Source organism: Mycobacterium sp. UM_WGJ, from assembly GCF_000455125.1.
In the GTDB taxonomy this organism is placed as follows: domain Bacteria; phylum Actinomycetota; class Actinomycetes; order Mycobacteriales; family Mycobacteriaceae; genus Mycobacterium.
Window position 1 is genome coordinate 1 of record NZ_AUWR01000019.1, and the last position, 12,998, is coordinate 12,998.

13 protein-coding genes are annotated in these 12,998 nt (G+C 67.4%); 5 read left to right on the forward strand and 8 right to left on the reverse strand.

Annotated features, from left to right (window positions below):
- Positions 1-10 precede the first annotated feature (10 nt).
- Complete coding sequence (locus N416_RS0107850; RefSeq protein ID WP_024441566.1) at positions 11-712, reverse strand: alpha/beta fold hydrolase; 702 nt, start codon at positions 710-712, stop codon at positions 11-13.
- 112 nt (positions 713-824) lie between these two features.
- Here N416_RS0107850 and N416_RS0107855 point away from each other — a divergent pair, with 112 nt between their 5' ends.
- Positions 825-1,196, forward strand: coding sequence for an OB-fold nucleic acid binding domain-containing protein (locus N416_RS0107855; RefSeq protein WP_024441567.1), 372 nt, complete (start codon positions 825-827; stop codon positions 1,194-1,196).
- Positions 1,197-1,224: 28 nt separating this feature from the next.
- On the forward strand, positions 1,225-1,899 hold the full coding sequence (locus N416_RS0107860) for a DUF3159 domain-containing protein (RefSeq protein ID WP_024441568.1): 675 nt from the start codon (positions 1,225-1,227) through the stop codon (positions 1,897-1,899).
- Here N416_RS0107860 and N416_RS0107865 read toward each other — a convergent pair.
- Positions 1,885-2,547, reverse strand: coding sequence for a TrkA family potassium uptake protein (locus tag N416_RS0107865; RefSeq protein ID WP_024441569.1), 663 nt, complete (start codon positions 2,545-2,547; stop codon positions 1,885-1,887). The two genes, N416_RS0107860 and N416_RS0107865, sit on opposite strands and share 15 nt — an antisense overlap.
- 61 nt (positions 2,548-2,608) lie before the next feature.
- The gene (locus N416_RS0107870; protein WP_024441570.1) at positions 2,609-3,280 is read right to left on the reverse strand and encodes a TrkA family potassium uptake protein; all 672 of its coding nucleotides are present in this window, start codon (positions 3,278-3,280) and stop codon (positions 2,609-2,611) included.
- A 114-nt stretch (positions 3,281-3,394) separates the two neighbouring features.
- Here N416_RS0107870 and N416_RS0107875 point away from each other — a divergent pair, with 114 nt between their 5' ends.
- A complete protein-coding gene (locus N416_RS0107875) occupies positions 3,395-5,392 on the forward strand; it encodes an APC family permease (protein ID WP_024441571.1) in 1,998 nt (665 codons plus the stop codon).
- A complete protein-coding gene (locus N416_RS0107880; protein ID WP_024441572.1) occupies positions 5,389-6,564 on the forward strand; it encodes a class I SAM-dependent RNA methyltransferase in 1,176 nt (391 codons plus the stop codon). The genes N416_RS0107875 and N416_RS0107880 overlap by 4 nt, the downstream gene beginning before the upstream one ends.
- A 64-nt stretch (positions 6,565-6,628) precedes the next feature.
- Here N416_RS0107880 and N416_RS0107885 read toward each other — a convergent pair whose 3' ends face one another.
- Positions 6,629-7,918, reverse strand: a complete 1,290-nt coding sequence (locus N416_RS0107885) for an SLC13 family permease (RefSeq protein WP_024441573.1) — start codon at positions 7,916-7,918, stop codon at positions 6,629-6,631.
- Positions 7,919-7,926: 8 nt separating this feature from the next.
- Positions 7,927-8,370 carry a CBS domain-containing protein gene (locus N416_RS0107890; RefSeq protein ID WP_024441574.1) on the reverse strand — a complete coding sequence of 148 codons (444 nt, stop codon included), beginning with the start codon at positions 8,368-8,370 and terminating at the stop codon, positions 7,927-7,929.
- A gap of 47 nt (positions 8,371-8,417) precedes the next feature.
- On the opposite strand from N416_RS0107890, the gene dxs reads away from it, so the two are divergent.
- Positions 8,418-10,331: a 1-deoxy-D-xylulose-5-phosphate synthase gene (dxs, locus tag N416_RS0107895; RefSeq protein WP_024441575.1), complete on the forward strand. Its 1,914-nt coding sequence runs from the start codon at positions 8,418-8,420 to the stop codon at positions 10,329-10,331.
- Here the strand turns inward: dxs and N416_RS0107900 are convergent.
- The 3 genes from N416_RS0107900 to N416_RS0107910 all read right to left on the reverse strand — a co-directional run bounded on the left by N416_RS0107900 (position 10,312) and on the right by N416_RS0107910 (position 12,734).
- Positions 10,312-10,740, reverse strand: a complete 429-nt coding sequence (locus N416_RS0107900; RefSeq protein ID WP_024441576.1) for a PACE efflux transporter — start codon at positions 10,738-10,740, stop codon at positions 10,312-10,314. The two genes, dxs and N416_RS0107900, sit on opposite strands and share 20 nt — an antisense overlap.
- A 160-nt stretch (positions 10,741-10,900) precedes the next feature.
- Complete coding sequence (locus N416_RS0107905; protein WP_024441577.1) at positions 10,901-12,151, reverse strand: ribonuclease D; 1,251 nt, start codon at positions 12,149-12,151, stop codon at positions 10,901-10,903.
- A gap of 1 nt (position 12,152) precedes the next feature.
- Positions 12,153-12,734 carry a DUF3000 domain-containing protein gene (locus N416_RS0107910; RefSeq protein ID WP_024441578.1) on the reverse strand — a complete coding sequence of 194 codons (582 nt, stop codon included), beginning with the start codon at positions 12,732-12,734 and terminating at the stop codon, positions 12,153-12,155.
- Between the last annotated feature and the right edge of the window lie 264 nt (positions 12,735-12,998).

Below are 12,998 nucleotides of genomic sequence, written 5' to 3' on the forward strand. Positions count from 1 at the left end.
GGGCCGCCGATCAGCCGGCCGCGATGGCCAGCGCGGTGACGCAGGCGGCGCCCAAGGCGGCCGGATCGGCACCGATCTGGTCCAGGGTGACGGTGCGCAGCGCCGCGCGCGGGGCGGCGGCGGCCCATTCGGCGGCGGTCTGCAGCGGATGAACCGCGTCGTCAACCGCCGCGGTCAGACCCATCGGCACGGTCAGGCCCGCCAGCTCGGCGTGCGTCGGCGCGACGTAGCTCGCGGCCTCCTCCAGCGCGTCGGGCAGCTGCGGCCACTGAGCAGTCCATGAGCGGGTCAATTCGTCGCCGAGCCACGTCGGGCTCGATGCCCGCATCTGGGCCAGCACGGCGGCCAGGCCGTCGCTGCGCAACTGCCCGGCGCTATAGCGCGCGGCCTGGGCTGCCGGGGCGTCCTCGGGGGTGCCGCTCCAAGCGGGCAGCGCAGCCAGCACCCCGACCACTCGTTCGGGATGGCGCAGGGCCCACGTGGTGGCCACCGCCGCGCCGATCGAGACCCCGCCGGCGAGGATCGGGCCACAGTGTGTGGCCGCCGCATCCAGCGCCTCGAGGTAGCCCTCGACAAGACGGTCGGGCTGCGGGCGAGGAGTGACCAATTCGGCACCCACCTGCTGCAACGGAGACGAGAACGCTCGGCGGATGTAGTCGTCGTCGGATCCGGTCCCCGGCAGCAGGACGGCCGTCACGCCGCGCAGAACCATGCCACCCCTTGATCGTGTTTGGGTGTTGTCAGCCACCCCGTGGGCAGGTCATGTGGCATTCGATATTCAACAGGTCTACCGTAGCGTGCGCACACGATTGAGGGAGAGGGCAATGGCTGCTCCGAAAGGGTACCTGCGCCGGCTGACTCGGCGATTGACGGAAGATCCCGAGCTGCGTGACGTCGAAGAGCTGTCGGATGAGGCGCTCAATACCGGCGCACAGCGTGCGATCGACTGCCAACGCGGCCAAGAGGTCACCATGGTCGGGGTACTGCGCAGCGTCGAAGCCAACGCCAAGGGCTGCGTGGGCGGCGTCCGTGCCGAGCTTTTCGACGGCACCGACACGGTGACGCTGGTTTGGCTGGGGCAGCGACGCATCCCGGGAATCGACTCCGGCCGCACTTTGCGGGTGCACGGCCGGCTGGGCAAACTCGAAAGCGGCTGCAAGGCCATCTACAACCCCCACTACGAAATCCAGCAGTGATCGCGCCTTCCTTCGGGCCGGTGCAGCGATGAGCGAGGAATACGGCGCCGAGGGCGCCCAGGGACCGCAGCGGCTGCTGGAACAGATCGGCGGCCTGGCCGGGGTGATCTACTCCTCGTTACCGATCGTGGTGTTCGTGCCGACCTCCAATCTCTTCGGACTGCGCGCCGCCGTCCTGGCGGCGTTGGGTGTGGCCGCGGCGGTGCTGGTCTGGCGCCTGATCCGCAAGCAATCCAGCCAACCGGCCATCTCCGGGTTCTTCGGGGTCGCCGTCTGCACCCTGATCGCCTATCTGATGGGCGACTCCAAGGGCTATTTCCTGCTCGGAATCTGGACATCGCTGGTGTGGGCGGTCGTGTTCGCCGCATCGATCCTGATCCGCCGTCCAGCGGTCGGCTACATCTGGTCATGGGCCAGCGGCCAGCCCCAGACCTGGCGCGAGCTGCGGTCGGCCATTTACGCCTATGATCTCGCGACGTTGACCTGGGCGCTGGTGTTCGGCTCCCGCTTCGTGGTCCAGCGACTGCTCTACAACGCCGATCAGACCGGCTGGCTGGGAGTGGCGCGCATCGCCATGGGCTGGCCGTTGACCGCGGTGGCAGCGGTGGTCACCTACCTGGCGGTCAAATACGTGCAGCGCGCGCTGGATGAGCGCCAGGCCGTCGGCGAGGCCGAGCCCGAACCGCGCTCAGTGGGCCGGTAGCAGCAGCGCGCGCAGTTCGGTCTCGACGCCACTGGATGCGACGAACAACAGCTCGTCGCCGCCTTCGAGCGGCTCGTCGTCCTGCGGCACGATCACCCGTGTCCCACGCAGGATCGTCACCAGCGCGGCATCGCGCGGTAGGGCGAGTTTGCGCACCGGCTTTCCGCCCCAAGGGGTGTCGTCGGGAAGTGTGATCTCCAGCAGGTTGGCCTGACCCTTGCGGAACTCCATGAGCCGGACCAGGTCTCCGACCGCGACCGCCTCCTCGACCAGTGAGGCCAGCATGCGCGGCGTGGAGACCGCAACGTCTACCCCCCATGCGTCGGTGAACAGCCACTCGTTGCGGGGATCGTTGACCCGGGCCACCACCCGCGGTACCGCGAATTCGGTCTTGGCGAGCAAGGACAGCACCACGTTGGCCTTGTCGTCGCCGGTGGCGGCGATCACCACGTCGAAGGATTCCAGGTGCACCGACTCCAGCAGGCTGAGCTCGCAGGCATCGCCCAGATGCCACTCCGCGTCGGCGATGTCCTCGGTGTCGACGTGGTCCGGGTTGCGCTCGATCAGCGTCACCTGGTGATCGCTGTCGAGCAGCTCGCGCGCAATCGATCGTCCGACCGCGCCGGCGCCGGCTACGACTACTTTCATTTGCGCCGCTCCTCAACCCTGGCTACCCGGGCTCCGTCCGCGCCTTCATCGACGGCGCGCTTCATTTGTCCAGGTCCTCGCTCGGGGGCAACGCGGCGATCGCGATCGCCTCGGCGACCCGGCCGGACACCGCCACGATGTACACCTGGTCGCTGGCCTGAATCACCGTCTTGGGCTCGGGCAGGATTCCGGTGCCGAACCGGATCAAGAACGCCACACGGGCGTTGGTTGCCGCCTCCAGGTCGGTGACGGGGCGGCCGATCCAGTCCTCGTGCAGGACGACCTCGGCCACGGCGACGGTGCCGGTGGGGTCACGCCACTTGGTGGTCTCACTTTCCCGGGTGAGTGCGTCGAGGAGCCGGTCGGTGGTCCACGGCACGGTGGCGATGGTCGGAATGCCCAGGCGCTCGTATACCGCGGCCCGCTTGGCGTCGTAGATACGGGCGACCACCCGCGAAACGCCGAACGTCTCTCGGGCCAGCCGCGCCGCGATGATGTTGGAGTTGTCACCCGAGGACACCGCGGCGAACGCAGCGGCTTCTTCGATGCCGGCTCGCAGCAGCACATCGCGGTCGAAGCCCATGCCGAGCACTCGCTCACCGTTGAACTCCGGGCTGAGCCGGTTGAACGCGGTGCTGTCTCGGTCGATGATGGCGACCTCGTGGCCGATCCGGGACAGTCCGTCGGCGAGCGAGGCTCCCACCCGGCCGCAACCCATCACAACTACCCGCACGTGCTGTGTCCTTTCAGGTTCTCTGGGCCGACTTTCGGCTGGTTATCGACTGCGATAGTGCCTGTATTCGGTGAACGCTACCGCCAGTGCCCGCCTGGCTTACCCTTGGCTCTCGTGTCGAAGATTTCCACCGCTGCACGGCGCCTGGTTCTGGGTCGGCCCTTTCGTAGCGATCGGCTGAGTCACACGCTGCTGCCCAAGCGCATCGCCCTGCCGGTATTCGCCTCCGACGCGCTGTCTTCGGTGGCCTACGGACCCGAAGAAGTCTTTCTGGTGTTGTCGGTGGCGGGCCTGGCCGCCTATCGGATGACGCTGTGGGTGGGCCTGGCTGTCGCCTTCGTGTTCATTACCGTGGTGGCCTCCTACCGCCAGAATGTGCACGCCTACCCCTCCGGTGGCGGCGACTACGAGGTGGTCACCACCAATCTGGGTGCTACCGCTGGCCTCACCGTGGCCAGCGCGTTGATGGTGGATTACGTTCTGACGGTTGCGGTCTCGATCTCATCGGGGATCGCCAACATCGGCTCGGCGATACCGTTCATCGCCGACCACAAGGTGGCGTTCGCGGTCGGGACCGTGATCGTGGTGGCGGCGGCCAATCTGCGGGGCATTCGAGAATCGGGCACCGCGTTCGCCATCCCGACGTACGCGTTCATGATCGGGGTCTTCGCCATGCTGGGGTGGGGGCTGTTCCAGATCTTCGTGATGGACAACCCATTGCAGGCCGAGTCGGCCGAGTTCAAGATCCACTCCACCCAGGGCGAAATGGTCGGGGTTGCCCTGGTGTTCCTGGTGGCGAAATCGTTCTCGTCGGGGTGTGCCGCACTGACCGGGGTGGAGGCGATCAGCAACGGTGTGCCGGCCTTCCGCAAGCCGAAGTCGCGCAACGCCGCCACCACGCTGCTGATGCTGGGGGTGATCGCGGTGACACTGATGATGGGCATCATCGTGCTGGCCCGCGAGACCGGGGTGAAGATCGCCGCGCGCCCGCACGAACAGCTGATCGGGGCGCCGGCGGACTATGACCAGAAGACCTTGCTGGCTCAGCTGGCCGAAACGGTGTTCCGGGGCTTTCCGCCCGGTTTGTGGATCATCGCCGGAGTCACGGCGCTGATCCTGGCGCTGGCCGCCAACACCGCGTTCAACGGCTTCCCGGTTCTGGGTTCGATCTTGGCGCAGGACCGCTACCTGCCCCGCCAGCTGCACACCCGCGGCGACCGGCTGGCGTTCTCCAACGGCATCGTGTTCCTCGCGGTGGTGGCCGTCGCCTTCATCGTGGCGTTCGGGGCGGAGGTGACCGCGCTGATCCAGCTCTACATCGTCGGGGTCTTCGTCTCCTTCACGCTGAGTCAGATCGGTATGGTTCGGCACTGGAACAGGTTGTTGCGCAATGAAACCGACCATGCCGCCCGAGTCAAGATGATGCGTTCCCGGGTGGTGAACACGATCGGATTCCTCGCTACCGGGGTGGTATTGATCGTGGTGATCGCCACTAAGTTCGTGGCCGGTGCGTGGATCGCGATCGTCGCGATGTCGGTGCTGTTCCTCTTGATGAAAATGATCCGCCGGCACTACGACACCGTCAGTCAGGAGTTGGCCGAGCAGTCGGCCGCCCTGGACGACCAGGCGGTGCTGCCCAGTCGCAACCACGCTCTGGTCCTGGTGTCCAAGCTGCATCTGCCGACTCGCCGCGCGCTGGCCTACGCGCGCGCGACGCGACCCGACGCACTGGAGGCGATCACGGTCAATGTCGATGACACCGAAACCCGCGCGCTGGTGCGCGAGTGGGAGGATAGCGAGGTCACCGTCCCGCTCAAGGTGATCGCATCGCCGTACCGCGAGGTCACCCGGCCGGTGCTCGATTACGTCAAACGCATCAGCAAGGAGTCGCCGCGCACCGTGGTGACCGTCTACATCCCCGAATACGTGGTGGGCCACTGGTGGGAGCAGTTGCTCCACAACCAGAGTGCGCTGCGGCTCAAGACCCGGCTGTTGTTCATGCCGCAGGTCATGGTCACCTCGGTGCCCTGGCAGCTGAACTCTTCGGAGCGGCGCAACGTCTTGGAGCCGCATCACGCGCCCGGCGACACCCGGAGAGGCTTCTTGGAGTGATCGACCAGCAGTTGGTTTTGACGACCGGCGCACCGGCGAACGGCGGCAGTTGTGTGGCCCGCTACGACGGCCGAGTTGTTTTCGTGCGCTACGCGTTGCCCGGTGAGCAGGTTCGGGTTCGGATCACCGCTGAGCGGGGATCGTATTGGCACGGTGAATGTGTCGAGGTGCTCGAACCCGCGGCGGGCCGGATCGACTCGCTGTGCCCGATCGCGGGGGTGGACGGTGCCGGCTGCTGTGATCTGGCGTTCGCCGAGCCGGCCACGGTGCGTTCCCTCAAGGGGGAGGTGGTGGCCAACCAACTGGCGAGGCTGGGCGGCTACGACTGGGAGGGATCTGTCGAACCCGTCGGTGAGGACGGTCCGACCGGCTGGCGCACCCGGGTCCGGTTGGACGTCGGTGCCGACGGCCGGGCCGGATTTCACCGGTATCACAGTGATGAGCTGGTCACCGACCTGCGGTGTGGGCAGCTTCCAGCCGGAATGATCAAAGGACTGGCCGAGCAGAGCTGGCGGCCCGGCGATCACCTGCACGTGGTGGCCGACGACGACGGTGTCCGGCATGTGGTCAGCACCGGGCGCGGTCACCGTCCGCAGGTCCTGGAGGGTGACTACCACGCCACTCAGTGGGTGGGCCGGCGGCGTTGGCAGATTCCGGTGACCTCGTTCTGGCAGGCGCATCGCCGGGCGGCCGCGCTCTACAGCGCGCTGGTCGGCCAGTGGGCGCAGGCCGACACCGGGATGACGGCCTGGGATCTTTACGGCGGCGCCGGGATCTTCGCCGCGGCGCTGGCCGAGACGGTGGGGGAGTCGGGCCGGGTGATCAGTGCCGACACGTCGCGGGCCGCGACCGGGGCCGCGCGGGCCGCGTTGGCCGACCTGCCGCAGGTTTCGGTGCGTACCGATTCGGTGCGCAGGGTGTTGAGTGATGCGCACTCCGGCGCCGACGTCGCGGTGCTGGACCCGCCGCGCGCTGGTGCCGGGCGGGAGGTGATCGAGGCGCTGGCCGCCGCGGGTGTACCGCGAATTGTGCACATCGGTTGTGAGGCAGCGTCTTTCGCTCGGGATATCGGTCTGTACCGTGCCCAGGGGTATGCCGTGGAGCAGATCCGGGTGTTTGATGCGTTCCCGTTGACCCATCACGTGGAGTGCGTGGCGCTGCTAACCCGCTGACTCCCGGTGCCAGCGGCCGCGTAGCGCGGGTGGGTCTGGGGTCGCGATCCGGGGGCGGCCGCTGTCAGCCGAATACGAAGTAGCGCAACCACAGGTACAGCGCCGACAACGTCACCGACACCAGTGTGACCACAATTCCCTTGCGGGTGAACTCCCAGAACGAGATGGGACTTCCTGCCCGACGGGCGATTCCGAGCATCACCACATTGGCGCTCGCGCCGACTGCGGTCAGGTTGCCCCCGAAGTCGGCGCCCAGCGCCAGGGCCCACCACAGGGAATCGGGATGCAGATCGTTCGGGAGGGTGGTGCTCAGCTCCGCCACGATCGGCGTCATGGTCGCGACATAGGGGATGTTGTCGATGATTCCGGACACCGGTGCGGACACTCCGAGGATCCCCATCGTGGTCAGCAGCGCATTACCGCCGGTCACCTCGGTGGCGGCCTTGGCCAGGGCGGCGATCGCGCCGGTGTCTACCAGGGCGCCGACCATCACGAACAGCCCGGCGAAGAACAACAGCGTCTCCCACTCGACTCCGGACAGGTACTCCGAGCGCTCCAAGCGAGAGATCACGATCAGCACGCCGGCACCCAGCAGCGCCACCACCGAGGGCTCCAGATGCATCGCCGAATGCCCGATGAACGCGGAAAACACCGCGGCGAGCACCAGACCGCATTTGATCAACAGGCCGCGGTCTCGGATCGCCTCACCTTCTTCCAAGGCCATCACGTCGGCGACCCGTTCGGCCTCGACGGAAAACGATCCGGGAAACAGCCGGGGCAGCATGGCGATGAACACCACCATGACAATCGCGACGATCGGTGCCAGGTGAAGCAGAAAGGAGTTGAACGACAATCCCGCTCGGCTGGCGATGATGATGTTGGGTGGATCACCGACCAGGGTTGCGGCGCCGCCGATATTGGATGCGAACACCTCGGCCATGAGGAAAGGCGCGGGGCTGATTTCGAGCCGGTCGCAGACCAGCAGCGTCACCGGGGCGATCAACAACACCGTGGTGACGTTGTCCAACAGCGCTGAGGCCACCGCGGTCACCAGCACCAGCAGGATCATGATCCGCAGCGGAGAACCCTTGGCGCGCTTGGCCGCCCAGATGGCGATGTACTCGAAGACGCCGGTCTGGCGCAACACGCTGACGATGATCATCATGCCCAGCAGCAGGAAGATGACATCCCAGTCGATGCCGGTCTCGCGGGAATAGAAGATGTCATCGGAGGAAATGACCGGCAAGATGACGACTGCCGCCGCGCCGGTCAGCGCTACCACCGTTTTGTTGATCCGATCGGCGGCGATGAACGCGTAGGCGGTCAGAAACACCGCTACCGCGATAAAGGCCATCCGCGGGATCAGACCTTCAGCGCCGCGGCCAGCAGCCGCGACGCGGTAATCACCCCGTGCAATTCGCCGCCCTTGACGACGGCAATTAGTGGACTGCGCATTCTGGCCATCGTAGTGGCGACTTCGATGATGGTTTCGTTGGCATCGGCGGTCGGGAAGTCATGGAGGTGCTCGGGGAGCACGTCGCGCACGGTCTTGCCGCGTAGCTTCTCGGCGGCACGGTCGGCCATGGTCTCGCTGAGGACTCCCGCCAGAGATGGGTCATCTTGGATGTAGCCCGGCACGATAAAGCGCACCACCTGAGAGGCCGGCAGCACCGCATACGGTTTGCCGGCCGAGTCGGTGACGACGATCCCGGGTAGCCGGTGCTCGGCCAATAATTTGGCGGCCTCCAACGCATTGGAGTCGATGGTCACCACTGGGAAGTCTTCGGTGATCTCCTGGGCGCGCATACGACGACCATACGGGGGGTGCCCGCAGCCATGCGTAGACTGGCCGGATGCTTGAAGGGATCCGCGGCCCCGCCGATCTGCAGCACCTCTCGCAGGCTCAACTGACCGATCTGGCGGCGGAGATCCGTGAGTTCCTGATCCACAAGGTCGCCGCGACCGGTGGGCATCTGGGCCCCAACCTGGGTGTGGTGGAGCTGACCTTGGCGCTGCACCGGGTGTTCGACTCCCCACATGACCCGATCATCTTCGACACCGGGCATCAGTCCTACGTGCACAAGATGCTGACCGGGCGTAGCCGCGACTTCGACACCCTGCGCAAAAGGGGCGGGCTGTCGGGCTACCCGTCGCGTGCCGAGAGCGAGCACGACTGGGTGGAGTCCAGTCACGCCAGCTCGGCGCTGTCCTACGCCGACGGCCTGGCCAAAGCCTTCGAGCTGACCGGGCACCGCAACCGGCATGTGGTGGCCGTTGTCGGTGACGGCGCCCTGACCGGCGGGATGTGCTGGGAGGCGCTCAACAACATCGCCGCAGGCAACCGACCGGTGGTGGTCGTGGTCAACGACAACGGTCGGAGCTACGCGCCCACCATTGGTGGCTTCGCCGACCATCTGGCCGCGCTGCGGTTGCAGCCCGCCTACGAGCGACTACTGGAGCGGGGCCGCACCGCGATCCGCGGGGTGCCGGTCGTCGGAGAACTCGGCTACCAGGTGATCCACAGCTTCAAAGCGGGTCTCAAAGATGCGCTGGCGCCGCAGGCACTCTTCACCGATCTGGGCCTGAAATACCTGGGGCCGATCGACGGTCATGACGAGGCCGCGGTGGAATCCGCGCTACGCCGCGCGCGGGGGTTCGGCGGGCCGGTGATCGTTCACGTGGTCACGCAAAAGGGCAAGGGCTACGGCCCGGCCGAGAACGACGAGGCCGAGCAGATGCACGCCTGCGGGGTGATCGATCCGCTGACCGGTTACGCAACTGAAACCGCGGGGCGCGGCTGGACGGCGGTGTTCTCCGACGCGCTGATCGAGTACGGCACCAAGCGCCGCGACGTCGTCGCCATCACCGCCGCGATGCCGGGTCCCACCGGGCTCGCGCCGTTCGGACAGCGCTTTCCGGACCGGATGTTCGACGTCGGGATCGCCGAGCAACACGCGATGACGTCCGCGGCCGGGCTGGCAATGGGCGGCTTGCACCCGGTGGTGGCGGTGTATTCGACGTTCCTCAACCGTGCCTTCGACCAGCTTGTGATGGATGTCGCACTGCACCAGCTGCCGGTCACGCTGGTGTTGGACCGGTCCGGGATCACCGGGCCAGACGGTGCCAGTCACAACGGCATGTGGGATCTGTCGATCTTGGGGATCGTGCCCGGTATCCGAGTGGCCGCACCCCGCGACGGCATCCGGCTGCGCGAAGCCCTCGGCGAAGCGCTCGACGTCAATGACGGGCCCACTGCCTTGCGATTCCCGAAGGGCGATGTGGGCGAAGACATTCCCGCCATCGAGCGACGCTCGGGGGTGGACGTCCTAGCGCTGCCGGCCGACGGATTGCCCCAAGACGTCCTGCTGGTCGCGGTCGGCGCGTTCGCGCCCATGGCGTTGGCGGTGGCCGACCGGCTGCACAACCAGGGCATCGGGGTGACGGTGATCGACCCGCGTTGGGTGCTTCCGGTGCCGGAGGTGCTCGTCGAGCTGGCCGGCGCACACAAGCTGGTGGTGACCTGCGAGGACAATGGCGTGGCCGGTGGTATCGGCTCGGCGGTCTCGGCGGCCCTGCGGCGTGCCGACATCGACGTGCCCTGCCGTGACGTAGGGCTGCCGCAGCGTTTCTACGAGCACGCCTCGCGCGGTGAGCTGCTGGCCGAGGTCGGCCTGACCGCTCAGGATGTGGCCCGCCAGATCACCGGTTGGGTGGCGGCGATGGGCGCCACCAACTGCGTCGCCGAGGTCAGCGAGCGGCTGGACTAGCTGCCCTGACCGGCGGCCACACCGCGTCGAACAACCAGGCGAACACGAACGTGTAGGCCAGGAAGAACACCAGCAGGCCGATCTCAAGACCGAACGCCTGCGCCAGCGAGACCTTCAACAGCGCGGCCACGATCGGCAACAACAGCACCACCAGGCCACCTTCGAAGCCGATGGCGTGCACGATCCGGCGGCCCACCGTGCGGGTCGCGGAGTCCTGCCGGCGCTCCCATGCCTCGAAGAGGGTGGTCCAGACGTAGTTCCACACCACCGCGACTGTTGATGCCGCCACCGCGACGGCACCTGAACCGCCGCTGCCGAACCCCAGCAGGGTCAATCCCAAGGTGGTCAGCGCAACAGCGACAAGCTCGTAGCTGCTGACGTAGACGATGCGACGAAAAATTGGTGACACGAGGTCCTCCCAGGAAAATCAACCATGGGAAGTCCTTGACGGTTCGCGTCCACGGTCAGCGTGACGTGAGAAGCACTGGCCGAAACGTGAATACGGCTTGCTCCACAGACAAGTCTAGCAACCGCTGCGCCGGGCCACGGCTGCCGAGAGTTCGGCCCGGCTAGGTGCCGAGAGCCTGTGCCAGCACCGGCACCGTCAGCTCGCGCTGCCAGGGGCGCGCGCCGCCAGCGGCCAAGAACTCCTCGATCACCGCTGCCGCGTTCGGCGCCGCCGGTTTCCAATCCCAGCACAACCGGCGCACCAGGTCCGGGGTGAGCAGGTTCTCGGTCGGCACGTGCACCTGCTCGGATAGCGCACCCAGCGCGGCGCGGACGGCCTCCAGTCGTGCGGCGGCCTCGGGCTTGCGTCGCGCCCAGCGCGTTGGCGGCGGTGGGCCGCTGGTGGACTCGCCGGCTTCCGGCGGCTCGGGGTTGTCACGCGCCGCGGCCAGCGCTGCCAGCCAGGTCGATGCGCTGCGCCGCTGTTTGGGTCCGCCGAAGACCGGCAGGGCGAGCAGCTCTTCGACGGTGGTGGGGTTGGCGACGGCAGCGGCGATGATCGCCGAGTCGGGCAGGATGCGTCCGGGCGCGATGTCACGGCGCGCTGCGATCTGGTCGCGGACCGTCCAGAGCTCTCGGACGGCGGCCAAGCCGCGCCGATCGCGCACCTTGTGGATACCCGACGTCCGCCGCCAGCGGTCCCGGCGCGTGGTCGTGGTGAAGTCGGTTACCCGGACGTGATTGAATTCCTGTGCCGCCCAATCGGTTTTGCCCTGCTCGGACAGTACCTCCGCGACCGCCTGGCGCAGTTCGATGAGCACCTCGACGTCGAGAGCCGCATAGTTGAGCCAATCGGCCGGCAGCGGTCGTTTCGACCAGTCGGCGGCGCCGTGGCCCTTGGCCAGGCCCAGTCCCAACAGTCGCTGCACCATCGCGGCCAGGTTGACCCGGTCGAAGCCGGCCAGCCGTCCCGCCAGTTCGGTGTCGTAGAGCGCCTTGGGCCACATGCCGACCTCCGCCAGGCAGGCCAGGTCCTGGTCGGCGGCGTGCAGAATCCACTCGTCGTCGTCGAGCACCTCGGCCACCGGCCGCAGCAGGGCAGCGGGGTCCTCGCCGGCGCCGACCGGATCGATCAGCACCGTTCCGGCTCCCGCTCGGCGTATCTGGATGAGGTAGGCCCGGTTGGAATAGCGGAAACCCGACGCCCGCTCGGCGTCCACGGCGAACGGACCGTGGCCGCCTGCCAGCAGGCCGGCGGCGGCATCGATCTGCCTGCGGGTGACCGACACCTCCGGCACCCCATCGGCAGGATGCGGCAGTGGTGTCAGCTCGGGCTCTTCGGTGACGGCCGGTTCGGTGGTCTGGTCGGACATCTCAGACGCGGGTTCGCGAGCTCAGATCGGTGATCCCGACCGGCGGTAGCCCCGCGGCGTGTTCCAGCACCTCACAGAACGCCTGGACATGGGTGCCCAGCTCCGGGGTGGTGGCGGTCCACGACGCGCGCAGCTCCAACTGATGACCCCGCGGCGGGCCGGAGATGTCGCCGTACCGAACCGACGTAGTGGCGGTCACGGTGCCACCCAATGCGGTCACGTGCTCGGTGCGGGCGCCCAGCGCCTCGACCAGCCAACTCCAGGCGACCTCGGGCAGTAACGGGTCGATTGCCTCGTGCGGGTCCAGGTCAGCCTGGATGAAGGCCACCATCCGCATGGTGCCGTCCCAAGCGTCGGTGCCGTCGGGGTCGTACAGCAGGATCAACCGGCCGAAGGCGTCGCCGTCGGAGTCTTCCGGGACGAAGTCGGTCTCGGGATGTTTGACCTCGGCACCCAGCGCGTAGCTGTAGGGTGCCAGGCGCTGCGGCGGCCGGATCGGGCCCAGCTCGATTTCCGACCGAACGGTCGCGGCGTGCATCGTTGCCACCGCTTCCCGAAAGGGTGCAGGCTCGGCTGATGTCACTGGTGCCGCTCCTTAACTGATTGCCGTGCGCCACGCCGCCGGCGGCCGGCACACAGGACTCTGTTGCGCACCGCCGCGACGCGGGTCACCGAATCTCACGCTAACCCCCGTCGCCGATCGGCGCAGACAGGCGCGCCGAAACGGCACGAGGCGAAGCCGGGACCGTCGCAGGAAACGGTACGGTTCGGCGAGGCTCGGCGGAGGCGAGGGGAAGCCGGGACCGCCGCAGGAAACGGCACGGTTCGGCCTGCGGCAACCCGGCGT

What these genes read in the sequence shown, in the direction of transcription:
- N416_RS0107850 (WP_024441566.1), bottom strand. Translation starts at nt 712, where the DNA reads ATGGTTCTGCGCGGCGTGACGGCCGTCCTGCTGCCGGGGACCGGATCC.
- N416_RS0107855 (WP_024441567.1), top strand. Translation starts at nt 825, where the DNA reads ATGGCTGCTCCGAAAGGGTACCTGCGCCGGCTGACTCGGCGATTGACG.
- N416_RS0107860 (WP_024441568.1), top strand. Translation starts at nt 1,225, where the DNA reads ATGAGCGAGGAATACGGCGCCGAGGGCGCCCAGGGACCGCAGCGGCTG.
- N416_RS0107865 (WP_024441569.1), bottom strand. Translation starts at nt 2,547, where the DNA reads ATGAAAGTAGTCGTAGCCGGCGCCGGCGCGGTCGGACGATCGATTGCG.
- N416_RS0107885 (WP_024441573.1), bottom strand. Translation starts at nt 7,918, where the DNA reads ATGGCCTTTATCGCGGTAGCGGTGTTTCTGACCGCCTACGCGTTCATC.
- N416_RS0107890 (WP_024441574.1), bottom strand. Translation starts at nt 8,370, where the DNA reads ATGCGCGCCCAGGAGATCACCGAAGACTTCCCAGTGGTGACCATCGAC.
- dxs (WP_024441575.1), top strand. Translation starts at nt 8,418, where the DNA reads ATGCTTGAAGGGATCCGCGGCCCCGCCGATCTGCAGCACCTCTCGCAG.
- N416_RS0107905 (WP_024441577.1), bottom strand. Translation starts at nt 12,151, where the DNA reads ATGTCCGACCAGACCACCGAACCGGCCGTCACCGAAGAGCCCGAGCTG.